Origin of the sequence: Shewanella sp. MTB7, assembly GCF_027571385.1 — a bacterium.
Classification (GTDB): Bacteria; Pseudomonadota; Gammaproteobacteria; order Enterobacterales; family Shewanellaceae; genus Shewanella.
The window spans coordinates 1,596,636-1,620,377 of the sequence record NZ_CP085636.1 but is presented as its reverse complement, the minus strand read 5'-3'; the positions used below and the strand labels follow the sequence as shown (position 1 = coordinate 1,620,377).

Here is a 23,742-nt window from a genome sequence, read left to right as displayed (position 1 = left end):
GCTAACTCAGCCCTTCTGCAACAAAAATGCCGCTCCCAAATGAGCGGCATTTTTGTATGGGACTGTTAATTACAAAGTAAATACCTGCAACAAAATCTTAGCTTCCTCGGTCTGTTCAGCATACCAATTTCAATAGGAAGTAAACCAAGATGTTGACCAAAACACTAACCATATTGCTCTGTTTGAGCAGCCTAAGTTTTTCCAGTTTAGCTAAACCGATTGCCAGTGATGAACTCAATGTCATGCCACTAATGAATGGCCAAACCTTACCCTCGGTTCAAGTGAATAACCTCGCTGGTGAAACTGTCGACCTATTAACCTTAACCCAAGGAAAACCAAGTATTATTTTCTTTTACCGTGGCGGTTGGTGTCCATTTTGTAATTCACAAATGGGTCAGTTAAAAGAGATAGAACCTAAATTAGTCGAGATGGGATTTCAGCTTATTGGGATCTCCCCTGACAGCCCTGAAAAACTAAAAGCCTCGATGATAGATCAAGACCTCGCCTACACACTATTATCAGATACCAAGCTTAATGCCATGCAAGCCTTTGGTCTCGCTTACTACACCAGTGAAAAAACCACCAAGCGTTACTTAGCTAAGCTAAAGCTCGATAATTTGCTCAACATTACGCCAGAAGGTGATAAACGCTTGGTTTTACCCGTTCCCGCTATCTATATCAGTGATGCTAAAGGGCTTATTCACTTCCAATATGTGAACCCTAACTTTAGAGTGCGACCCGCCGCAGAATTAATAGAAACAGCAGCGAGTTTAGTCCCTATGTAGCGTAACTATTATCGGGTATAATCCCCGCTTTATAGAACTGACTTAGAAATTCAATGACAGAGCAAACTTATAATCAAGCCCTTTTGGAACTCGTACAAGCAGGGCTTGCTGCGCTCGAACAGAGATCGGCGAATACCAATGCGATTAATACAACCACAACTGAAAGCCACTTTCTATGCAGTTGGATGGTTCAAGCATTAAAAGAGCGTCGCTTTGCAAAACTCGTCGCCGATGATCTTACTCACTGGATCAGTATTGCAAGAAGCATGGGCGCAGGCGCTCAGCTGCCATCACTGTTTAAGCGAATTGATACTCAATACAGCGCGGTTCTGAGCTCGAAACACTTAGGGGATGCTTTACAAGGGATGTTGGCCGACCTAGAACAAAATGATTGGCTAGTGATCCTCGATGCCGAAGTAGACACTAAACTTAAATTAGCCAGTGATGGTCGCAACAGCCTGATCATCTCGGTAGACCAGTATCAATCAAGAATTAAAGATCACAAAATAATTAGACCAATCACATTGTATGTTCGTGCTGGCGAGCAATTATTGGCACAAGCCGCTGCAAAACATGGCTTATTAGTGAGCCAGGGCAATAAGAAGTCCAGTATGATTAAGCACCATATCGCGTATCAAGTCTTTCCAGGCAATAGACAACCCGCTTTGGCGTTGTTACTGGATTAACAGATACTCCCTTCCTAAAGTTTTTGGCCTTCAAATGAAGGCTGATGACATTTTCTTCGTTTGAATTTGAGCTTCTGGCTGAGTTGAGATTGCGTGAAGTGCTTGAAAGTCGAACCTTCGCTTTAATCTATCGCTTGCAGCGTGCTTATTCCTCCTTTCTTCGATTGGTGCTGTATTTTATTGTTTCTCTGCTTTTCTCCGTGATTCTCGGTGTTCTCCGTGGTGAATAGCCTTAATTTGATTGCATATTTAAAGATCCGAAATATATCTCACCACGATGAACATGGCGAAGCCATAAACTTATGAGCGAGATACAGGGACGTTATTGTGCTGCGTCCACGGAAAAGAGATGGAGTTCTTAATTGTCACTCACAATTGAGCCGTGTTGGGTAACTGGTATTTTGGAGGCTTAGATTAACTTTCTACCTCGCTAAGATTAATTTTATTTTAAGCAGTTATTTTTGTGATAAAAATCAAACTCTAAAACTGATCGGCATGCAATCTTATTCTCTTGGTACCTAATGAGCTATCTAATGAACAAGGTTTCCCCATGGAGTTTGTAAAGAATGTGCCAGCCCTTATTTCAGTGCTGATGAGTATCGCCGGTGTTCCGTTTTTAGTTGTTGCTATGGGACTCATTATAAATAGTCTGCAGGGTGTCCGTAGACAAGAGTAGCGTTCATGAATAAAAGTCTGCACTACATAAATGCCAGTAAGCTTAAGCTTGTTGGCATTTTTTATTTCTAAAAAAGGTCACAGCGACACTATGATACTATTCTCTTTTAAACAGATAATATCATCGCTTATCAGACTTTAAATCAACCATTGATATACTCTGTCGGGATGAAGGTGACTAGAAAAAATTCATCAACAAGTGCTTTGTCATCCGAGTTACAAGAGCACCTCAACCAGCGTATGTCGAGTAATAATGAGAGAGTCACAATAGCGACAGCTTTGTAAATCTCAACCGCATTTACCCTATTGACGATCACTTAGATAAGGATATCTATCAAGGTATGGTTGAAAAATTGATGCCGTCATATGAGAAATCTCAATATGCAAAAGAACTGCTTAACAGCGAATATATAACTAAACCAAATACATTGAGAGACCAAGCACTACAAACGGGTGATTGGTTACCCGTTTTTCTATGGCTAAATAGTGAAGAATATAATGCAGATGTCATTCATCTAGATTGGGTTCAATTTGTTGATAAAGATTTAGCTCCAAAAGCTGGCTTAGCGAGAATCGCGTTATGGGAAATTAGAAACCTTAATATGGTCTCGAACATCATGAGAGTTGTAGCCAAGCATACTGGCGAAAGAATAGTGATTGTTGTAGGTTCAACCCATAAGGTTTTTTTAGAGCAGTATTTATCAAACATGATAGGCGTAAATCTTGTTCAATTTTCTGAGTTTTCTTCTGAATAAAGCTAGTGGTAGCAACGATTTGACTCACATCGATAATACTAATCCTCAGCTATGATAACCGATAGCAGGGACTGATAAGCCATCCCTGCTAGTTTTACCAAATTAACTCTTGTCCAATATGAGATTGACTAACAATTTAATGATCGATTGCACGGTCAGGTAAAATCCACAGATAATCTGAACGACTTAACGGTTTAAGGCACGCCGTTTCTGGTGTGAGATAGCCTAATAACTTCGGACAATCTGGATTTTGGTAGCTGGCGGTTCCCGCGCTATTATCCGCAGCCGTAGGCCAACCCGCTCGAATGTGACAATTTCGGCAACTGGTCGCAACTGGATGACTTACCCCTTCGATGTAAGGGTTAACCGCAATATCCATCTTCCCTTCATCGTTTGGCGGTACCGCATAAGAATCCGTCATCAAATAATGCTGCCAAGGTCCTTGTGCATGAGGCAGTACCGGACGGTTTTTACCATAGGGATTATTGGGCCGACTAATCTCTTCATCATCAGCCCACCACACACTTTGCAACGTCCAGCTTGGGAGTTCTTTGGTATTTACATGCATGGCGACCGTGACTAAATAGTCGCCCACATTAAATGGCTGGTTATTCGCCCAATAGCTTGAAGCGGTAATAATGGCTTTGTCTTTATCATTAAAGCTGGCCCAGTCGGCTTCGGTAACTTGATGAAAATAGAAGTCGTTAAGACTATAAACCGTGGCACTCTTACTCACCGTTGGCATCATGGTGGGCTGCTCTTTTGTAGTGCTACTCCCTGATGAGCAATACCAATCTTTTTGATACTTCCTTACGCCATACAAGAACTCCACATCCGCTGTTTGGCCCACTTTTTCCCCTGATGGATCTATGGCGACGAGACTATCCCAGATTTCATAGCCAGCGTAGTTTGGATTGCTGGGCTTAATTTGGTTTTTCCAAACGGGTAACGCCGTTAATCCTTTTGCTTTCACTGGCCAATACATGTGTTTAGTAACAATCGAGCGTTGAGCAATATCAACGTCTTGTTTATCTTTGTACTTTTCATCCAATGTGGATTGTAAATACAGTTTTTGATCACGGATACTGGCATAGGCTTCTTTACTGAGTGATTCTGTGGCAATCATAATATCGCCATTATTTTGAAAGTTTTTACCATCGCCAATAGTTGGTTGATCATATAACCCCAATGATATTGTGTTTGGATACATGAGCTTAACTTCATCATGAAGACAATAGATGGGGGCTTGCGTGCTCACGCTAGGGGTGTTACTAAGGTTATGATCCCGAAGTGATTTAGTGACAAGAGGTTTAGCTGGTTTGACGCTTGGATCTGTAGAGGATGCAGAAAAGACTTCGGTAGTATTTCCCCAACTATACCATAATGGCCAGCCAGTAATGCTATCTGGTTGCATGATACCCACCCACATTTTCCATGCGTGATCACGAATGACAGTATCATCGCCCTCATCGGTCGCTTTTTGTAACTCACCTAATCTCTCCATATAGCCAAACCCAGGTGGAAAAGGCACATATTCATGACTATCTGAAGATTCATTCGAACATGAAGCACAAAACACAACTGATACTAACGCAGCGATTGCTGTAACTCTCATCATTAGTTCCTTTAATTATTATCTCAATCCTGTATTTACGACTATATTCCAAGCTTATAGGGAGAGGTATTACACACCATTACATCCACTTAAAGAGCGATGAAAACCTAAACTTAAGCCGCTGATTTTTAAATATCCTTAGCAATTATGACTCAGCAGTCTAGAACCACTGCATTTTGGACACAAGAAAAGCGCCCTTAGGCGCTTTTCAAATTCACTAAAACTCAATCCAAATTCTTTAATTCAAATTTGGACTCACTTTCTTCTCAAGCCCTTCTACATCACCAAGTAAAGGTCCATGACCATTAAGCTTGAGTTTGTCTGGGTCTAACAAGGATGTCGCATCAGTAGCAAATGAGTTATTGCCCGTTAACAGATCATTTAAGCCGCCCTTCTGTGCATCCACTAAGCCTAATTCACGCAACATGGCATCGACCACTGGGGCGTTAGCACGATAGTTAAGTGCAGCAGTGGTAACCTGCTCAGCGATTCCACCTTGGCCTGATTGAGCTTGATCGCCGCCCTGAGACGTCCCATTACCAGCAGCACCATAACCTTGCAATATCTTAATCCCTTCAATGTTCTCAAGGGGCTTAACCGATTGCTTAATCACTTCAGGTAGCGCGGCTATCGTGGCCAATGCACGGCGTAATTCAATCTGCTCACTACTCAGCACGTTTTCAGCTTCATACAGGGCTTGCTTACCTGCAGCATCAACAGCAAAGACTTTTTCATCTGCTGCGGCTTGCAACATCTTCGCATCTGCCGCCGCTTTAGCTTCGATAAGTATCGCGCTAGATCTATCTTCTGCGGCGCGTTTCTCTGCTTCTGCCTGAACCGTGATACCTACGGCTTCACGTTCCGCTTCTTTGCGGGCATCAATCACTTCAATCTCTTTACTACGATTTGCCACAGCAACTTGACGCGTGGTAATAACCGCTTCCTCTTTCTCTACTTTTAACTTTTCAGCTTCTGCAGCCTTGGCTCGTGCAGCTGACTCCTCTTCTGATTTCTGTGCTACTGCGATCTGCTTATCCTGCTCAGCAACTTCGATATCTCTTTGTTGTTGAATGCGAGACTGCTCAATGGCTTTGCGCTTCTCAATTTCACGGGTTTCAATATCTTTGGTTTTCTCAATTTCCGCTATTTCGATTGCACGCTCTTTGGTAATTTCAGCTTCACGCTCTTCTCGTGTTTTCTGCTCCTGCTGCTTTAAAATCTCAGCTTTTTGCTCAGCACGTTTAAACTCTAGCGCCTGCTGTTGAATAAGCTTGGCTTCCTGCTCGGCTTGCTCTATATCAAGCGACTCTTTTTCAGCCTCAAGATTTCGCATCTCAATTTTTATGCGGTTTTCCTGTTGAATATCATTGGTTTCCTTACGTTTCTCTTCGATAATTTTAGCCAGACGAGCACGACCTTCGGCATCAAACGCATTGTTTTCATTAAAATATTGAAGATCGGTTTGATCAAAGCCTGTCAGTGATACCGACTCCAACTCCAAACCGTTTTTCTCGAGATCATTAGCCACATTATTTTGTACCCGCTGTACAAAATCAGACCTTTGCTCATGCATCTCTGTCATGGTCATCTCTGCTGCAACGGCGCGTAGTACGTCGACAAACTTTGATTCCATCAGTTTCTTAACTTCTTCAACGCGAGTGGTACGCGACCCCAAAGTCTGTGCAGCCATCGAGATCCCGTCGGCGCTCGGTGCCACTCTAAGATAGAAATCAGCTCTCACATCCACACGCATTCTGTCTTTAGTGATCAGCGCATCTTTTTGCATCTTCTCCACTTCAATACGCAGAGTATTCATGTTTACAGCAATCGTTTCATGCAATACTGGCAACACAATCGCACCACCATCTTTAACGATCTTCTCTCCACCAAAACCTGTTCTAACAAATGCCGTTTCTTTCGACGCTCGTTGATATAACTTGGCAAAGATAAGCCCGATCACGAATAAGCCCAATAACGTTGAGCCAGCCACAATAAACACAAAGCTAGCGCCCAAGGTTGAGCCTATATCTTGAATTTGATCCATTTTTATCCCTTAAAATTTAACTATTTTTTGAATTAAGAATTGAATTTAGCAGCAGACCAAACGGTACCATCACGCTTAAGTAGCACGACTTGAGTACCGGTACGAAACTCGACACCAGTAATCTCAGGTTCAACCAGTACATAATGTCGCTGCTGATATTTATCTCTCACTAGGGCCTCACTTGGGTTTCCTTTAATCGCACAACCTAAAGTCACAGTAGCAATACAGCCCTGTAGAGTATCGATAGACACGGCACTGCTCTCATTCTTCGGTAAGATTCTAGCAAGTGATACCCCCAAGTATCGACAGGATATAGCCGTAAATATCAGCGCAATAGGCAGACTGACGATTTGAGGAAGTGTTTGCTTTACCAGCAATAGAGAGAGAAAATTACTTGTATACCCTGCTAATGAAAAACTCACTAATACAAGTACAAACCAGATAAGCAGAGGCAATCGATTGAGACACAACCAACCTGACACACTGGTAAACCCGCTAGTTGAAATATCGGAATCCACATCAATAGGCGCCCACTCATCCAGAGCACCAACTAAGCTATAGCCAACAACTAAGGAGAATGCTTCGAATATCCCCAACAGGAGAACAAATGAGAGTGAGATAGAAAATGGTAAATTTGCTTGGGTGAATAAAAATTCAACCATCGTAGCCTCCATGTACAGTACAACAATCCATTTTATTGAAAACAAAGATAAAAAATAAACTTTCACCTTTGACAAACCCCCAAAACTATAACAAATGAAAAACAAATTGAAAACTTAATTTATCGATGTAGATCATGCTTATTTTTTGTATTTTTATATTTTTATATTGCATTAAAAGTCAGTACCATAGATGAACAGATGATCTGATTTTGAGTTTATATGACCCATTCCAACGCAAGTATTCATTACCAAAAGCTCACTCAACACTTTCAAAAAATCTCTCATTTTGAGCACTTAAGCGCTCTAGGAGACTGGGACCAAGCCACCATGATGCCCAGTGGTGGCAGTGAAGCCAGAGGGGCCGCCATGGCAGAACTTGCTGGCCATATACATGAACTTAAAACCGCTGATTTTCTAGAGGAGATGCTAGGGCTTGCTGCTGACGAGCAACTAAATACTGAACAAGTGGCCAATCTAAGAGAAATGCAATATCAGTATTTGCAAGCCAACATAGTGCCCGTATCACTGGTCCAGTCTAAGACTCAATTGGCCTACCAATGTGAACATGCATGGCGTGTGCAACGTAAAAATAATGACTGGCAAGGATTTAAGCCTAATCTAGAGGCGTTAATCATACTCGTCAAAGAGGAGGCACAGATCCGCGCCCAAGCTCAAGGCCTCAGCCCCTATGATTCGCTATTAAACAAGTTCGAACCAGGAATGACCACCGCGCGTTTAGAGGAGATATTTGGCAGTTTAAAAAGCTGGCTACCAGAGCTGATAACCCAAGTGCAAGCCGAGCAAGTCAGTGAGACACTTTTCCCTATTCCCTGCTTTTCGACCACTAAGCAAGAAGCATTAGGCCGAGATGTCATGGGATTTCTGGGTTTTGACTTTAACCAAGGTCGTCTGGATATCAGTAGTCACCCTTTCTGTGGTGGCGTCCCCGGTGATATTCGCTTAACCACTCGTTATGATGAAGCTGATTTTACCCAAGGTTTAATGGGCATCGTCCATGAAACTGGTCATGCTAGATATGAGCAGGGATTACCTAAACAGTGGCGTGGTCAGCCTGTTGGTAGTCACAGATCCATGGCAATCCATGAGAGCCAAAGCTTATTCTGTGAAATGCAACTCGGTCGCGGCAAAGGGTTCCTAACCCAGATCCAGCCCCTTATTACTCGACACCTAGGTTCAGCCCTAGATGCAAACGCACTGACCAATATCTACACTCGTGTCAAACCCGGCTTTATCCGAGTCGACGCCGATGAGGTGACGTATCCTTGTCATATCTTATTGCGATTTGAAGCAGAAAAAGCATTAGTAGATGGCAGTTTACAGGTTGCCGACCTGCCCAACTTTTGGGCTGAAAACATGAAGAGTCTTCTCGGCGTCGATACCACCGATAATTACCAAAATGGCTGTATGCAGGATATTCACTGGGCTGTCGGTGAACTAGGGTACTTCCCTAGTTATACTTTAGGTGCCATGTACGCAGCACAATTTCGTTACGCTATCGAGAAAAGCTTAGGCTCAATCGACACTATAGTGGCACAAGGCAATATACAAGCGGTGTTTGATTGGCTTGAGCATAATATCTGGTCAAAAGGTTGCTTGTTATCTACCGATGATCTCGTCAAGCAAGCCACTGGTGAAACCTTAAATCCACAATATTTCAAACATCACCTAGAGCAAAGGTACCTTAAATAAAGTACTATATAGCATTTGTTTGCAAGGTCTGAGGAATTTCATGCAACTACGAGGTATAACACCTGACGACTGGGAAGCCATTCTTGATATCCAACAGGAGTGTTATCCCCAAATCGTCCCCGAGTCTCTCGGTGTATTGCAAAGTAAATGGCAACTGTCACCTCAAACATGTTTTGTGATTGAACATGATAATCAGCCCGTTGGTTACTGCCTAGCTCACCCTTGGCAACTAGGCACTCCGCCCACACTAGAACAAGCGGTTGACGCACTGGCTCACCCAGACACCTTATATCTGCATGACATAGCCCTGTCGGCCAAAGTTCAGGGAAAAGGAGCGGGTAAGTTGGCCTTCGACAAGTTAGTGCAGAGTGCTACAGATGCCTCACTGACTACTGTTTCACTGGTCGCGGTACAAGGCGCTGATGGTTATTGGCGTAAACAAGGTTTTATCACTCAAGAAATAGATAAGAGTCTTGAGAGCTATCCCCCTGATGCCTGTTATATGGTATTGAACATTTAGATATATTAACAATCAATTAGTTAGAGAAAATTATGGCTCGTAGAATTACCTATAAATACAAAAAACAGGCAAGAGAAATAAACTTTGCCTATGACAAATTTAACAATATTCATGAAGCTGTTGCTGCAGCCGAAGGGATAGACCTCACCCGCTATCATATGATGGAGCAGCAGGTTGTGACTTCATCAAAAGGTACATCTGCGGCTCGTGATTTCAGAGATAAAGAGTTTGCTAAAATGGGGTTTAGCGACATTTATTACATTAAAGACGAACCTAAAGCAAAGTCATAAAATCAGGGTTAGTTGATCAGGTTCTAGCCCTACCAAGTCCTCAGACTAAAGAGAGTAACAATGAAAGAGAGTTCAATGCCCAATAGTGAGCATGCTAATTTTCCTCGTGCCGGTTTCTTTCGCCGCTGCGGTGCCATCATCTATGATCTCTTGCTAGCAGTAGCAGTTTATATGATTGCAGGGGCTATCGGATTTGCTGTTTTTACAGCGCTAATTTCTTCTGGGGTTATCAACATGGGTAGCACTGAGCTAGTGTCAGATCTACTCAATCAAACACCACTATACAAAGGGATATACCAGTTTTGGATCGCCCTCTGTGTGGGTCTGTTTTATGTTGCTTTTTGGAGCTATGGTGGGCAAACCTTAGGCATGAGAGCATGGCGACTCAAAGTGCAACACCCTAACGGTCAAAACCTGAGTTTTATCACTGCATCAGCAAGATTAATCTGGTCACTGCTTGGCATAGGCAATCTGTGGATCTTGATCAACGGTGATAAGTTAGCACTGCAAGATATGATGACTAGCTCTGAGATCGTTGTCCTCTCTAAAGAAGCGAATCAGATGCGCAACTGGCACGGAGTGTAAATTCAAAGCTTCGAGTCGCAAGTTAAAGACAGAGCAAAGAAAGTTGCGAGAATCGAACGAGAAACAGCCCGTGACTCGTAACTTTTTAATTTAACACCTCATTATTTTGCACTTGTTTACACTAGCCTGAGATACGTTTACCTTTCCCTGACCTATAGTTGAACAGTTACTATTTTGTTGAGGAGAAAACTAATGGGTGAGACTTCATTTCCAGCATTGGGGAACCAGAGAAACAGCATATTGCTCTTAATTGGCGCACTATTGATTTCTGCTTGTGGCTCAGATAATGAAGTTCCCGTGAGCAACACTCCTGAAACGCCGGATACACCTTCAACAAATACTCCTCCAACGCTTACCTTATCGACCCGAGTCGTTTCGCTAGAAGCCAACAGCTCGGTTATTATTGTGGTTTCAGCCAGTGATCCTGATGATGACAACCTCACTATCAGTATTTCAACAAGCACACTTATTAGTAGCAATTACGGCAATAATGAACTCACGTTAACCGCGACCAATATCCAAGTAGAACAACTAGAGTCCATCACTGTGTCACTCAGTGACGGGATCGAGATTGTCTCACAAGATATAAACGTCACCCTGATACCTGCGCTTACCACAGTTTCATTGCTACTGCCGGAAGTTCCTTTTAACTATGCCGATATCCCCCTTCCACAACATTATCTTCAAAATGCGTTTCCTGTGAATTTTCAGTTTCAGAGTGCAGCAATTGAAAGTGATAACACACCTGCAAATAACTTAATGACTAATGCTGGCGCCACGCTTGGTAGAGCCCTTTTTTATGATACTAAACTAAGTGCCAATGACACTGTTTCTTGTGCTTCTTGCCATGTTCAAGAGTTAGGGTTCTCTGACTCAAGAGCATTAAGTATTGGCTTTGATGGTGGCGAAACGCGTCGGCATTCCATGGGGTTGGCCAATGCTCGTTTTTATCAGAGTGGCAAGTTCTTTTGGGATGAGAGAGCAAGCTCGCTGGAAGTTCAAGTATTAACCCCTATTCAAGATGAAGTAGAGATGGGATTGAGCTTAGCGGAGCTGGTCGCCAATGTATCAGCCCAACCCTACTATCCACAGCTCTTTAGCGATGCATTTGGTGATGCCCTGATTAACAGTGAACGTATAGCAATGGCGTTAGCCCAATTTGTCAGAGCCATGGTTAACATAGATGCCAAATATGATCAGGGCCGCGCTGCAGTCAATGATCCATTACAGGCATTTCCCAACTTTACCCCTGAAGAGAATGATGGAAAACGTCTGTTTATGACCTTCAGAAATGGCATCCCGCCCTGTTCAAGTTGTCACAGCTCAGAAGCCTTTGTCGGCCCGCTTATCGCACCGGATTCTAATGCAACCACCATTGCGAGTAATAATGGTTTAGATGAGAGCTCTGATGATGATTTAGGAGTATTTGAGTCGACGGGTATAAATGGTCACACAGGGAAATTTAAAGTGCCCTCCTTGAGGAACATTGCCGTGCGTCCACCCTATATGCACGATGGTCGCTTTGCCAGTTTAGAGGAAACTATTGAACACTACAGCAGCGGTATAAAGCCTCACCCAACTTTGCAACAACTATTGAAAGATCAAAATGGTGCACCTGTGCGTTATAACTTTACGCCACAAGAACAGACAGACTTAATTGCCTTTCTGAGTACTTTAACCGATGAAGAGTTTTTAAATGATGAGAAATTCAGTGATCCCTTTATCAGATAAAGCAAACTCCTAGATACTAGAACCTAGGAACTTAATCCTATTTTCGAATAAAATAGATAGCACCGATACCAAATATCAGTGCTGGCATCATGGCTCCCACGTACGCGGGTAATCCATAAACTAAGGTCAATGGACCAAATATCTCACTACTTATATAGAAACTAAAACCAGCAATCACACCTAACAGCACACGGGCACCCATTGTGACGGTTCTGAGGGGACCAAAAACAAATGACAGTGCCACCAGCATCATCACAGCAACAGTAACCGGTTGCATAAATTTGCGCCATAACGCCAATTCATAACGGGCCGAGTCCTGATTATTCAGCTTTAGGTAATCTAAATAGCCCATCAAACCTTGTATAGACAAGGATTCAGGTTTAACCGATACCACGCTCAGCTTATCCGGCGTTAAAGTCGAATCCCAGCGATACAGGGTCAAGTCTGTTAAGGTCACCTTATCTTCAGTCAGATCCGTTTGTCTGACATCGAGTAAACGCCAATGGTCATTAGAGAATATGCCCCGCTCGGCATGAATGGTACGGGTCAAAGCGAGATCTGAATTAAACTCATACAAGGTGATATTACGAAGATTATTTATATCCTCAACTTCACCAATATTAACGAACAGATCACCATCTTTGGCCCAGATCCCACGACTGGACTTGATCAGACTACCGCCTGATATTTTGGTTGCTTGTAGTTCATTAGCCCTCTGTTCAGCAACGGGGGCTCCCCACTCACCTAGCGCCATAATAATCAGCATCAAGGGAACCGCGGTCTTCATCGCTGAAAGCGTGATTTGAAATCGTGATAACCCAGCGCTCTGCATCACGACTAGCTCAGAGTTCGATGCCAACATTCCCATGCCGATCAAGGCGCCCAATAGCACAGCCATAGGGAAAAACATCTCAATATCCCGTGGGATCAAAAACAATACATAGATGCCAGCATCTATCATGCTATAAGAACCGCGGCCCACAAGACGTAACTGATCCACCCATTTAATAATGCCAGATAAACCAGTAAGAATAAGTAAACACAGCGCAGAGGTACTCACCAGAGTGCGGGCAATATAGAGATCTAAAATTCTCATGCTGCCACCTTCTTACGCTTAAACAAGCCAGTTAACTTAATGCCCGACGGCCGTTCTTTACCAAGTAGTAGAACCCCGAGGAACAAGACTGAAAGGTGGATCCACCACATGCCCAGATAACCTGGTATCACTCCATCTTCTAAGGCTTTTCTTCCCGCGATCATCAGGCCAAAATAACCAAGGTAGAGTAAAATAGCCGGGAACATCTTGGCAAACTTGCCTTGTCGAACGTTAACTCGAGACATAGGCACTGCAATTAAGGTCAACATGAGGATAGAAATAGGGATAGCCAGACGCCAATGAAATTCCGCATTACTCTCAGGGCTGTCTAGCGCCATTAACTCTTTAATTGGAAGTGCAGAGAGCTTGCGACGACGCTCATTCACCTCCTGCTCTTTGATCTGCATTTGATAACCCCCAAACTCGATCACCTGAAAATCGACTTGCTTAGGTGTCACTTGATACTGCACTCCATCATGGAGTTGCAAACGTTGACCGCCCGTAGCATCTTCGATGACCTTACCTCCCTGAGCGAGCACGATATTACTCTGTCCAAATTCAGCATCAGGATCGGGTAACTGGGCAACAAAGACTTTATCGAGTTGATTATCTCTACCAATCCGCTCGACAAAAAGAACGGCTCTGCCATTGGGGCTGGTCTGAAAACGGCCTTGGGTGATGGCAGCTAAACCCGCTTCAGATTGGGCATGTTCCAATACCTGATTTTGCCTCTCTTCAGCCCAAGGGGTAACGTAAACGGATAGGATACCCGTGATCAGCATATTGAGCACAGCTAACAATAATGTAACGCGGGTAATGTACCACTCACTGACCCCTACACTGTGTAAAACCACCATCTCGCTTTCGGCATACATACGGCCATGAGCCATTAAAATACCAAGAAAGAGGCTTAAAGGAAGCACTAAAACAGCGAGGTAGGGTAAGTTGAGTCCTAACAGCGTTAGCACTAATGAAGCTGGAAAATCGCCGTCCGATGCATTAGCAAGTACACGAACAAAATGTTGGCTAATAAAAATAGCTAATAACACGAAAAGTACTGCAATTTGTGCCTTAAAAACTTCACGAATCAGGTATCTAAATACAATCACAGGCAGGATCCAGTCTCTAAACTTATAATTATGCTGGTGTCAGTCACACTTTCATGTAGACTGTCTACTTTTGGTAGTTTTGTGACCAGCCATGAACTAAAAATGGCAGGGAAACACCTAAAAAACAAACTATTGGTGTACCAATTTCAGGCCCGCTTTTGGGCACAAGCAGACATTATCTAATAAATAATAATATTTGTCTTTAAGAATCTAGGAGAGCTCATGGAGTTTAGCGTTAAGAGCGGCAGTCCAGAGAAGCAACGCTCGGCTTGTATAGTAGTTGGCGTCTATGAACCAAGGCGTCTATCAGGTATTGCTGAACAGCTTGATAAAATAAGTGAAGGCTACATCAGTAACTTACTTCGTCGTGGTGATTTAGAAGGAAAGCCAGGTCAGATGCTTCTCTTGCATCATGTGCCTAACGTGCTCAGTGAGCGTGTATTACTGGTCGGTTGTGGTAAAGAGCGTGAGTTAGACGAACGCCAATACAAGCAGATCATCACTAAAACAATTAAGACGCTTAATGAAACAGGCTCTATGGAAGCGGTTTGCTTTCTAACAGAATTACATGTCAAAGGCCGCGATACTTATTGGAAAGTACGTGAAGCAGTTGAGACTACACAGAACAGCCTTTATAGTTTCGATGCACTGAAAACCAGTAAAGACGAGACTCGTCGTCCCCTGCGTAAAATGGTTTTCAATGTACCAACTCGTCGTGAATTAACCGTTGGTGATCGCGCAATTGAGCATGGTATGGCCGTCTCTTCTGGTATGAAGTTGTGCCGCGACGTGGCTAACATGCCCCCTAATATCTGTAACCCTGCCTATCTTGCCTCACAAGCACGTCAAATTGGCGAAGTATGTGAAGAACTAACGGTCACGACCCTTGGTGAAGAACAGATGGCTAAATTGGGCATGAATGCATACTTAGCCGTAGGTCGTGGTAGCGATAACGAATCCATCATGACCATCATGGAGTACAAGGGCGCAGTCGACAACACTGAGAAACCAATTGTACTCGTCGGTAAGGGCCTAACGTTTGACTCTGGTGGTATTTCACTTAAGCCTGGCGAAGCCATGGATGAGATGAAATACGACATGGGTGGAGCTGCCGGTGTGATTGGTGCAATGAAGGCATTGTGTCAAATGAAGCTGTCTATCAATGTGATTGGTATACTTGCTGGCTGTGAAAACATGCCATCAAGTAACGCTTATCGCCCAGGTGATATTCTCACGACTATGTCAGGCCAAACTGTTGAAGTGTTAAACACAGATGCAGAAGGTCGCTTGGTATTGTGTGATGTATTAACCTACGTTGAGCGCTACGACCCTGAATTAGTTATCGATACAGCCACGCTAACTGGCGCCTGCGTCGTTGCACTGGGTAAACACGCATCAGGTCTATTCTCTGGTCATAACCCACTGGCACACGAGCTATTAAATGCCGGTGAGCAAAGTGGTGACCGTGCATGGCGTATGCCATTATGGGATGAATACCAGGAGCATTTAGAGAGCCCATTTGCCGATATGACTAACTTAGGTGGTCGTGCTGCAGGCTCTATTACAGCAGCGTGTTTCCTTTCTCGCTTTACCAAGAAGTACAATTGGGCCCACTTAGATGTGGCAGGTACGGCTTGGAACAGTGGTGCAAATAAAGGCTCTACTGGTCGCCCAGTACCTTTGCTTACGCAGTTCTTAATCAACCGAGCTGGCGTAGTTCAAGGCGATTAAGCATAAGTAAAACTGTGACATAAATGTTCTGACCTCCAAGGGCGAAGGAAACGCCTTTAAATGTAGAGAACGTTTATAGCCAGATACAAAGTAAATTTATATCCATCCATGGTAAATTTACATAAGTGTTCCTGACACAAAAAAGTGAAGCAGATGCTTCACCTTTTTTATTTATCTCAATTAATTTGAGGCTCAGGAACCAACTTCACTTCAACCACATCCGTATTGATATTATCGAGCCGGGTTACCAACAGCTGATCAACCTTGTAGGCATCCACGTCAACGACTTCAAATTTAAAGCCTGCAAAATTGACTGAGTCGGTACACTTTGGGATTTTTCTCAGTTTAAACATCATGAAACCAGCAATGGTTTCATAGTTATGATTCTGAGGGAACTCATCAATGTCTAGCGCACGCATCACATCGGTTATCGGCGTAACACCATCCATTAGCCAAGAGTTATTATCACGAGCGATGATCTGCTCCTCACATTCCGGCAGTGACCAAGCGCCCATCACCGCATCTTGAAGATCTTTCGCTGTTACAATCCCCACAACCAAGGAGTACTCATTTATCACTGCAGCAAAATCGGCACGACTATTTTTAAAATACTCCATCGACTCAGACAAACTCAAGGTATCAGGAATAATAAAGCAGCTCTCGACCAGCTCATTGTTTCTCAGACTAATACTCTGACCGTTTAACACACATATAAGCAGTTTCTTAGCATTTACAATGCCTTTGACTGTATCGAGTTGTCCATCACAGACTAAAAAATTCGAATGAGGATCCTCTGTAATTTTACGTTTAATCTCCTCCTCACTGTCTTGTAACAGAAAATAGGACAAACTTTCCCGAGCCGTCATCGCGGCAGTAACAGGAATGGTTTGCATCTCAAACACTTTCTCCATCATCAACTGCTCATCTTTATCTAAGACGCCGGCTTCAGCCCCTGCGTCCATCACTGCATAGATATCATCTGAGGTTACCGCATCATTACGTAAGGTTTGAATTTGCAATAAGCGAAATAACTGGTTCGCTAAACTATTAAAAAACCAAACTAGCGGTTTGAAAACAGTAATGCTGATCATCAAGGGGCCAACTAAGACTAATGCAACCTTTTCTGGAACCGCCATCGCCACGCGTTTAGGCATAAGATCTGCCAGCAAGATAAATAAACTGGTCACTAACGCGAAAGATAGAAAGAAACTCAACTTTCCTAACCAAGGTTCACTCACCCATGGCGTGAGAAATGTATGAATATAGGGGGTAAAAGCAGATTCACCAACAATACCGCCCATAATGGCGACAGCATTTAAACCAATCTGGACGACGGTGAAGAAATTACCGGGGTTAGCCTGCAGGTGCAGTACTTTTTCGGCTCGACTGTCGCCATCACAGACCATCTGTCTAAGGCGAATTTTACGCGATGCCGCCAAGGCAATTTCCGACATAGAGAAGAAACAACTTGTCCCGATTAAGAACAAGATAATCATAGCGTTATCAAAGAAGCTCATTTAGCACCTATAGAAATAGACTTATCTGGGAGAAGTTCCCCGTTGACTTACGAAGCCAACGCTTTAAACAAACAACTTTATTTACAAAGACTTATAGTTAATCATTATTTGACGGGTAATTCTGAGATGCGGAGTATATCTGCTTATTATTTAACTCACCACAAAATAAATAAACAAGCTGGATCATTTATGCCAATCAGTATAATAAACTGATGAGTCTCCCGTGATTTTAACGGGAAAAGCCAGCCTGCGACCTTGATGGTAATGAATCCGATATTGAGGTTTTAGCTATAGTGGATTGAACCGAATTAGCCAACCTAGATTCAAACCTACTACAGATTTAATCGGCTTGTATACACAAAAAAGGTGGCCTGAATGGCCACCTTAAATTCCAACTACTGTCAGTGGTGATATGAGTTATTAATCTACGCTTACTCGTCCCAACATCAGCATGGCAAATCCTGACATCATAAGCCGCACTCCCAATAACAGACCAATTGCCCATGCACCAGATATCGGCCAATCGCTCGCAATTATGATACCTAGAAATATCGTTATTAATCCGTTAATAAGCATCCAGCCCCAGCCACTCATTGGTTTCATTGCCCAAGAAGCGGTAACGGTGAAAAATCCATCAACAAAAAAATAACTTATCAGTAATAGTGTTATCGATGCGAGTCCGAACATTGGAAATAAAATTAAGCCAACACCACAAATGATGGTCAAACCGCCAAATAAAAACTGTAACGTTCCACTTCCAAACGAGTCGGCTTTAAATGCAAACGCCGTTTTAGTTATTCCTGCAAAAATTAACAAAAACGAAATCAAAGCATTAACGCTTAATCCGGCAAAATAAGGAGCGGCTATTGCTATCATGCCTAATATTACAACTAAAATTCCATAACCCATGCTCCAACGTGACACACGTTTTTTGGTATCAGATATCGAATTCATATCAGCTTTCCTTAAGTAATTGTTTTCAATAATGAGACACCTAAATAAAATATTCCAATATGAATGTCGAGTTTATTGCACGTAAGCAAGTTTGCCAAAAGTCCATGCTAAAGCTCGGCTTACTACTGGTACTAGGTGTATTTTCTTAGGAAGCGCCCTACCTGCATTAGCGAAAACCACACAAAACTCGCAGCAAACCCAGCGGAATAGGTCGGATCAGGGACGCATAATAGCATAAACAACCCGCAGCCATAAATAACCCATATAGAATACCCTGTTAAATATTCATTAATTCGGCTTCATTAACTCTCCTTTAAGTCTCTATTTACACTTATGAGACAACTTCATAAACGATTCAAAGCGGGATTTTCAACCAAGACACAAGCCTGTTCATTGAGTTAAGGCGGGGTAAGCCTGGGTATAGATCCAATCTGTGTCTTTGGCAGGAACGTGGCACGATAAGCAATCCGTCTTATAGTCTGTAGCCAAATTTTTATCTTGCTCATTTGGTTTAAACAACGCCCAGCCCCAGCCTTCCCCCCATAAAGGATTATCAACAAAACGGTTTTGGCTATCTTTAACCATCACAAACCACTGCTTATACTCTCCAGTTGCCGAATGTACCCCATTACCAGTGGTGTAATCGCCTCCTTTGGAGACAAGCAACTCTTTTACCAATACGGCACCATCAGGAAAGACTCCATGCTGTTGAAAATACTCAACGCTCTCTTTTTGGGTATAAACATGATGAAAACCACTCGCTCCACCTGTTGGGACAAACCATGAGCCTAAATGCAACATAGTGCTATGGTAATCAGCCGGAAAGCTGATATTACCTTTTTCATCCACATTAGGAGCTAATGTGCCCTGGGCAATAGACATTGAGGATAACCCCATCATCAAGAGCCCTACAGCACCAAACATAAGAGCCTTCTTCTTCATTATTTCGCTCCCTTAGGCTCTACATAGCTATTCTCTAAATTTGTTAAGTGGCCACCGGTAGCCTGTTCTCCAGTACCTTTGCCCGCACTTAATACAGGATAGAATTGTGTGAAGACAAAGTCATCGGCAGCTGACACTAAATGACAGCCATTACATGAAGCTGCAGGGAAAGCTTTTGCTGTTTTGGATAATGTCTTATGTTTCTTACCCGAGAAGCTAAAATAGGCCCAATTACCAGGTTCATTGGGAAAATCAGCTTTACTCTTAATCGTGGCTTCTAAACCAATGTACTCACCTTGAAAATAACCTTGTCCGCTCACCGCCGCCTTAGAACCAACACTCACAAGCTCCTTAACTAATATGGTTCCGTCTCTGAAGGTACCGGTCTTTTTCCAATGCTCCCAACTCTTAGGATCGATGTACACATTATGATGTTCGGGAAAAGCCGCCTTACCATTGTTCATTTCATTTGGCGTGACTGGCGTCCCCACGTAGATCCATTCTCGGTAACCCGTAGGTCTTTTAAGTTCACCATCTTTAAACTCATAAGCTTGTCCGGCCTGCACTAAACTTGTAAAAAATAGAGGAAAACAAGTCATCAGTAATACCAGTAACGTTTTAAATGTTTTCATTTTTACTCCAATCTTGTTATGAATAAGTTACAAACAAGATGATAGACTAGTAACCAAAAACTCAGGTATCTAATATGCTCAAAGAAGGCTCTGAACAGCTCAAAAATCAGAATTCGACATTTGACGTCCTCGATGATGTCATCGAAACTTTAAGGTTTCGTGGCAGTATTTTTTTCCACTCCAGTCTTGCTGCTCCCTGGGGGATCTCTCTTCCTCAGCAGCCTACACCTAGATTTCATATTGCATTAGATGGCAGTTTTTTTATCGGCACGGGTGAAACTCAGCTCGATATCATGCCTATGGATATAGTGATATTGCCTAAGGGGGATATGCACTGGATCGCTGATCAAACGAGCAGCAACTTAGTACCTTGTCAGCTAGCAGGCGATGCCTGTGAGCTAGGTAGGCCACTGTTTCAAGAAGGGGTGATCACCAACCGTATCATGTGCGGCATGGTTGAATATGATGAAGCGATATCCCATCCAATTTTAGACGCCCTACCTTCTATATTTCATTTCACTGATATCGAATCCAATAACAATATTTGGGTAACTGTACAGCTGATTGATGGTGAAATTCAACGTACAAACAGCCGAAAAAGTGTCATTATCGATCGCCTAACGGAAGTGTTGTTTTTCCAGCTACTACATAGATATATCAATGAGAATCAGCACCTACACGGATTCTTAGCCGCCCTTCGTAACCCAAGACTGGCTAAAGTGCTCCAACTACTACATACACACCCTCAAAAACCTTGGACCTTAGCCACTCTGTGTCATGAAGTGGGCATGTCACGAGCGAGTCTGCAACGCAAATTTAATGCCGAGCTAAACCTCTCCCCCATGGCCTACCTCAGTCGTTGGCGAATTGCTAAGGCTTATCAACTAATTAAAAACTCCAGCCATAGCTTAGACTACATTGCAGAGAGCATTGGTTACACCGATGCCAGAACGTTACGAACAGCTTTCAAACGTCACTATGGATTTACTCCCAGTGCGCTGCGTAAAGAGGAATAGCTAACTTTTCACTTTAAGCCTACGGTGTTATTCACGAAATCTATTTATTTCTCAATTAAAACCAATTGATTACATCAGTTAAATACTTATACTGATAAACACCGTGATGCTTAAGATGATTAGCGTTATAGTTAATGGCATTTCATTTTTGAAGAGTTTACTTATGCTTATCACCTATGATAATAACCGCCATTTACGCAGCTTTTTAAATCAACACAGTCAATCTGAAGCTGCTATTCGCAAAGATATCGCTGAACGTTTGCCTCGCCTCATTACCCAAAATAGCCCTAAAATTAAATTTGCAAATCCACTTCGATTTAATGGCTTTAGAATTCATGAGTACAAGATTGTGGCAGATAAACAACTGACGTGTAGAGTTGCTTATATTTATGAGGACGACACTGTTACGATTATTTATATCAGTGAAACGCTTATTAAACGTCAATTTTGTCAACTACTAGCTAAATCAGGTCTTATCTCTTGACCCCACTTAATCACTCCTTTAGAGGAGCTTCAAGATGCAAATTATTTTTTATCTAAACGAGCTGGAACATAACATTGAACAATATCCATAATTTATTTGCTATTGATAACACGATGAACATTAAGCCATAAGACTGTTAGTAGTACATCTGTTCACTATGGTTCAAAGGTAGGAATAAAATATAGGGGCTGAACAGAGTTGGCTAGATTAATCCGTCGAAAACATCCATATTTTCGACGGATTAATCAATATCTACCTTAGGTTAGAAAAGTGAAACACTAACCCGTAAAGACTTAAATATGACTGACTTTCACCAGTGATATCTTAAAGTCATCGGCCTCAACAATTTCACATTTCAACTTAGCATATTCAATCACGTCACCGACTTTTGGAATGCTTGAACTCAAAGTTAATAAGAGGCCTGCAAGGGTGATGTAGTCTTGACTCTTATCATTCAAGCCTTGTACTTCTAAACGGCACTCCAGATCATGCAGTGTGGTCGAGCCCTTTACTAACCAGGCACCCTCGAGCAGACTGATTTCAGGTGTTTCTCCGATATCAGGGAAATCCCCCACTATTGATTCGAGTAGATCATGTAGCGTGACAATACCTTGAATATCACCAAATTCATCGGCAAGAATCGCCATGCCAGCACGAGATTCCCTAAAACCATCTAATAGGCGAATAACATTAATGGAGTCTGGAACAATATAAGCTGTGTGTCGCGCTGCAATTTGGGCAATATCTTCTCCCGCTTCAATCCCCAACAACAGATCTTTACTGCGTACGATACCAATTAATTTATTGAGAGAGTTGTCACATACAGGAAATTGCTGATGGCAGCTGTTCTTAATCGTCTCTTTTATATTTGAGATATCATCGGCAATGTTTAGCCATTGAACTTCATTTTTTGGCGTCATTACTGTGCGGACATTACGCTCTGCCAGTGAAAGTACTCCAGTGACCATGTCTCGCTCGGCGGCATCAAAACTGACGGGAGCAGGTTCTTGGCCCTCATCTTCTTCGTGTTGTTGGTTATAATGCTTATTACCCATTAATCTAAAAATGGCTTCGGTGGTACGTTGACGCAGTGGCTGTCTTTCCGCTTTTTTAGCCTTATTTGATTGAATCAATTGATTCAAAAATTCAATCAAGATAGAGAAACCAATCGCTGCATAGAGATAACCTTTAGGAATATGGAAACCAAAACCTTCGGCAACCAGAATAAAGCCGATCATCAATAGGAAGCTTAAACATAATACGATGACAGTCGGATGTGCATTGACAAAATTCGTTATCGATTTAGACGCCACTAGCATGACTATCATAGATATAATCACGGCCACCATCATGACAGATAAACTATCTACCATGCCCACCGCAGTAATGATTGAATCGAGTGAGAATACCGCGTCCAAAGCCAAAATCTGGGCAATAATAACCCCGAATGAAGCATATACATTGGTATTTTGTTGTTGACTTAAATCACCTTCCATTCGCTCATGAAGTTCATGAGTTGCCTTATAAAGCAAAAAGAGTCCACCAACAATAAGGATCAGATCTCGCGCTGAGAACGTGAACTCAAATACACTGAAAATAGGCTTAGTTAACGTCACCAACCAGGAGACCACACTGAGCAGACCTAGGCGCATGATTAGCGCTAAAGACAAGCCTATAGTTCTGGCTCTATCTCTTTGCTCTGGCGGTAATTTTTTCACAAGAATGGCGATAAAAACTAGGTTGTCGATACCCAGTACAATCTCGATAATAATCAGCGTAATTAAACCAACCCATAATTGGGGTTCAAGCAGAAATTCCATTGTTTTACGTTTATCCAAGGTGTGTGCGAGTCGCACTAAGTCATTCGATACCTTGTTTAATACAAATGTATCGAATGGTGTCTTCGACATCAGCCTAAGTTAAGGCATCTGTATATCGAAAATCACTGAAGTGGTAGATTTCATCAAACAAAGATGAATTGGTAATTAATATTTATTCATGTGTGAGCTATATCGCAAATTTGAATGGGTTTTATAATTACAAGCTATCAGATGGGTAATATATTGGCTCTATCTAAAACATTTTAGCCTTTAAAAGAACAAGCAATAACTCAAGCCACTCGGAAATGCAGAATTAAGTAAATTCTTACCTAATAGAACTAATCATGCAGTTCGATAACATGTTCGAAGTCAGAATAAAGATG

General features: G+C 42.5%; 22 protein-coding genes. 12 read left to right on the top strand and 10 right to left on the bottom strand.

Annotation, left to right across the window (positions count from 1 at the left end; translation table 11 throughout):
* Positions 1-149: 149 nt before the first annotated feature.
* The 4 genes from HWQ47_RS06780 to HWQ47_RS06765 all read left to right on the top strand — a co-directional run bounded on the left by HWQ47_RS06780 (position 150) and on the right by HWQ47_RS06765 (position 2,901).
* Positions 150-785 (top strand): peroxiredoxin-like family protein, encoded by a 636-nt coding sequence (locus tag HWQ47_RS06780; RefSeq protein ID WP_269970415.1) that lies wholly within the window; start codon positions 150-152, stop codon positions 783-785.
* A 53-nt stretch (positions 786-838) separates the two neighbouring features.
* Complete coding sequence (locus tag HWQ47_RS06775) at positions 839-1,471, top strand: DUF2913 family protein (protein WP_269970414.1); 633 nt, start codon at positions 839-841, stop codon at positions 1,469-1,471.
* 550 nt (positions 1,472-2,021) lie between these two features.
* Positions 2,022-2,147, top strand: a complete 126-nt coding sequence (locus HWQ47_RS06770; RefSeq protein ID WP_269970413.1) for a hypothetical protein — start codon at positions 2,022-2,024, stop codon at positions 2,145-2,147.
* A gap of 340 nt (positions 2,148-2,487) precedes the next feature.
* Complete coding sequence (locus tag HWQ47_RS06765) at positions 2,488-2,901, top strand: DUF5694 domain-containing protein (protein WP_269970412.1); 414 nt, start codon at positions 2,488-2,490, stop codon at positions 2,899-2,901.
* A gap of 136 nt (positions 2,902-3,037) precedes the next feature.
* Here HWQ47_RS06765 and HWQ47_RS06760 read toward each other — a convergent pair whose 3' ends face one another.
* From HWQ47_RS06760 to HWQ47_RS06750, 3 genes are all read right to left on the bottom strand, one after another.
* Positions 3,038-4,519: a hypothetical protein gene (locus tag HWQ47_RS06760; RefSeq protein ID WP_269970411.1), complete on the bottom strand. Its 1,482-nt coding sequence runs from the start codon at positions 4,517-4,519 to the stop codon at positions 3,038-3,040.
* Positions 4,520-4,754: 235 nt separating this feature from the next.
* Positions 4,755-6,560: a flotillin family protein gene (locus tag HWQ47_RS06755; RefSeq protein WP_269970410.1), complete on the bottom strand. Its 1,806-nt coding sequence runs from the start codon at positions 6,558-6,560 to the stop codon at positions 4,755-4,757.
* A gap of 32 nt (positions 6,561-6,592) precedes the next feature.
* Positions 6,593-7,222: an OB-fold-containig protein gene (locus HWQ47_RS06750; protein ID WP_269970409.1), complete on the bottom strand. Its 630-nt coding sequence runs from the start codon at positions 7,220-7,222 to the stop codon at positions 6,593-6,595.
* 219 nt (positions 7,223-7,441) lie between these two features.
* On the opposite strand from HWQ47_RS06750, the gene HWQ47_RS06745 reads away from it, so the two are divergent.
* The 5 genes from HWQ47_RS06745 to HWQ47_RS06725 all read left to right on the top strand — a co-directional run bounded on the left by HWQ47_RS06745 (position 7,442) and on the right by HWQ47_RS06725 (position 12,058).
* The gene (locus HWQ47_RS06745; RefSeq protein WP_269970408.1) at positions 7,442-8,932 is read left to right on the top strand and encodes a carboxypeptidase M32; all 1,491 of its coding nucleotides are present in this window, start codon (positions 7,442-7,444) and stop codon (positions 8,930-8,932) included.
* A 40-nt stretch (positions 8,933-8,972) separates the two neighbouring features.
* On the top strand, positions 8,973-9,452 hold the full coding sequence (locus HWQ47_RS06740) for a GNAT family N-acetyltransferase (RefSeq protein ID WP_269970407.1): 480 nt from the start codon (positions 8,973-8,975) through the stop codon (positions 9,450-9,452).
* 32 nt (positions 9,453-9,484) lie between these two features.
* Entirely contained in the window at positions 9,485-9,742 is a 258-nt protein-coding gene (locus HWQ47_RS06735) for a DUF2960 domain-containing protein (protein WP_269970406.1), read from the top strand.
* A 75-nt stretch (positions 9,743-9,817) separates the two neighbouring features.
* Complete coding sequence (locus HWQ47_RS06730; protein ID WP_269971679.1) at positions 9,818-10,327, top strand: RDD family protein; 510 nt, start codon at positions 9,818-9,820, stop codon at positions 10,325-10,327.
* Positions 10,328-10,519: 192 nt separating this feature from the next.
* Positions 10,520-12,058, top strand: coding sequence for a cytochrome-c peroxidase (locus HWQ47_RS06725; protein ID WP_269970405.1), 1,539 nt, complete (start codon positions 10,520-10,522; stop codon positions 12,056-12,058).
* A gap of 37 nt (positions 12,059-12,095) precedes the next feature.
* On the opposite strand, the gene lptG is transcribed toward HWQ47_RS06725, so the two are convergent.
* Both lptG and lptF read right to left on the bottom strand, forming a co-directional pair.
* Positions 12,096-13,154 carry an LPS export ABC transporter permease LptG gene (lptG, locus tag HWQ47_RS06720; RefSeq protein ID WP_269970404.1) on the bottom strand — a complete coding sequence of 353 codons (1,059 nt, stop codon included), beginning with the start codon at positions 13,152-13,154 and terminating at the stop codon, positions 12,096-12,098.
* The gene (gene lptF, locus HWQ47_RS06715) at positions 13,151-14,263 is read right to left on the bottom strand and encodes an LPS export ABC transporter permease LptF (protein ID WP_269970403.1); all 1,113 of its coding nucleotides are present in this window, start codon (positions 14,261-14,263) and stop codon (positions 13,151-13,153) included. The genes lptG and lptF overlap by 4 nt, the downstream gene beginning before the upstream one ends.
* Positions 14,264-14,485: 222 nt before the next feature.
* Here lptF and pepA point away from each other — a divergent pair, with 222 nt between their 5' ends.
* Complete coding sequence (gene pepA, locus HWQ47_RS06710; protein WP_269970402.1) at positions 14,486-15,994, top strand: leucyl aminopeptidase; 1,509 nt, start codon at positions 14,486-14,488, stop codon at positions 15,992-15,994.
* A 176-nt stretch (positions 15,995-16,170) separates the two neighbouring features.
* On the opposite strand, the gene HWQ47_RS06705 is transcribed toward pepA, so the two are convergent.
* From HWQ47_RS06705 to HWQ47_RS06690, 4 genes are all read right to left on the bottom strand, one after another.
* Positions 16,171-17,511 carry a hemolysin family protein gene (locus HWQ47_RS06705; protein WP_269970401.1) on the bottom strand — a complete coding sequence of 447 codons (1,341 nt, stop codon included), beginning with the start codon at positions 17,509-17,511 and terminating at the stop codon, positions 16,171-16,173.
* Positions 17,512-17,931: 420 nt separating this feature from the next.
* The gene (locus HWQ47_RS06700; protein ID WP_269970400.1) at positions 17,932-18,465 is read right to left on the bottom strand and encodes an HdeD family acid-resistance protein; all 534 of its coding nucleotides are present in this window, start codon (positions 18,463-18,465) and stop codon (positions 17,932-17,934) included.
* A 390-nt stretch (positions 18,466-18,855) separates the two neighbouring features.
* Positions 18,856-19,407: a cytochrome P460 family protein gene (locus HWQ47_RS06695; RefSeq protein ID WP_269970399.1), complete on the bottom strand. Its 552-nt coding sequence runs from the start codon at positions 19,405-19,407 to the stop codon at positions 18,856-18,858.
* Positions 19,407-20,039, bottom strand: coding sequence for a cytochrome P460 family protein (locus HWQ47_RS06690; RefSeq protein ID WP_269970398.1), 633 nt, complete (start codon positions 20,037-20,039; stop codon positions 19,407-19,409). The genes HWQ47_RS06695 and HWQ47_RS06690 overlap by 1 nt, the downstream gene beginning before the upstream one ends.
* A gap of 74 nt (positions 20,040-20,113) precedes the next feature.
* Between HWQ47_RS06690 and HWQ47_RS06685 the strand changes: the two genes are divergently transcribed.
* On the top strand, positions 20,114-21,055 hold the full coding sequence (locus HWQ47_RS06685) for an AraC family transcriptional regulator (RefSeq protein WP_269970397.1): 942 nt from the start codon (positions 20,114-20,116) through the stop codon (positions 21,053-21,055).
* Positions 21,056-21,218: 163 nt separating this feature from the next.
* The gene (locus HWQ47_RS06680; RefSeq protein WP_269970396.1) at positions 21,219-21,539 is read left to right on the top strand and encodes a hypothetical protein; all 321 of its coding nucleotides are present in this window, start codon (positions 21,219-21,221) and stop codon (positions 21,537-21,539) included.
* Between the two features lie 293 nt (positions 21,540-21,832).
* Here HWQ47_RS06680 and HWQ47_RS06675 read toward each other — a convergent pair whose 3' ends face one another.
* Positions 21,833-23,449 carry a TerC family protein gene (locus tag HWQ47_RS06675; protein WP_269970395.1) on the bottom strand — a complete coding sequence of 539 codons (1,617 nt, stop codon included), beginning with the start codon at positions 23,447-23,449 and terminating at the stop codon, positions 21,833-21,835.
* Between the last annotated feature and the right edge of the window lie 293 nt (positions 23,450-23,742).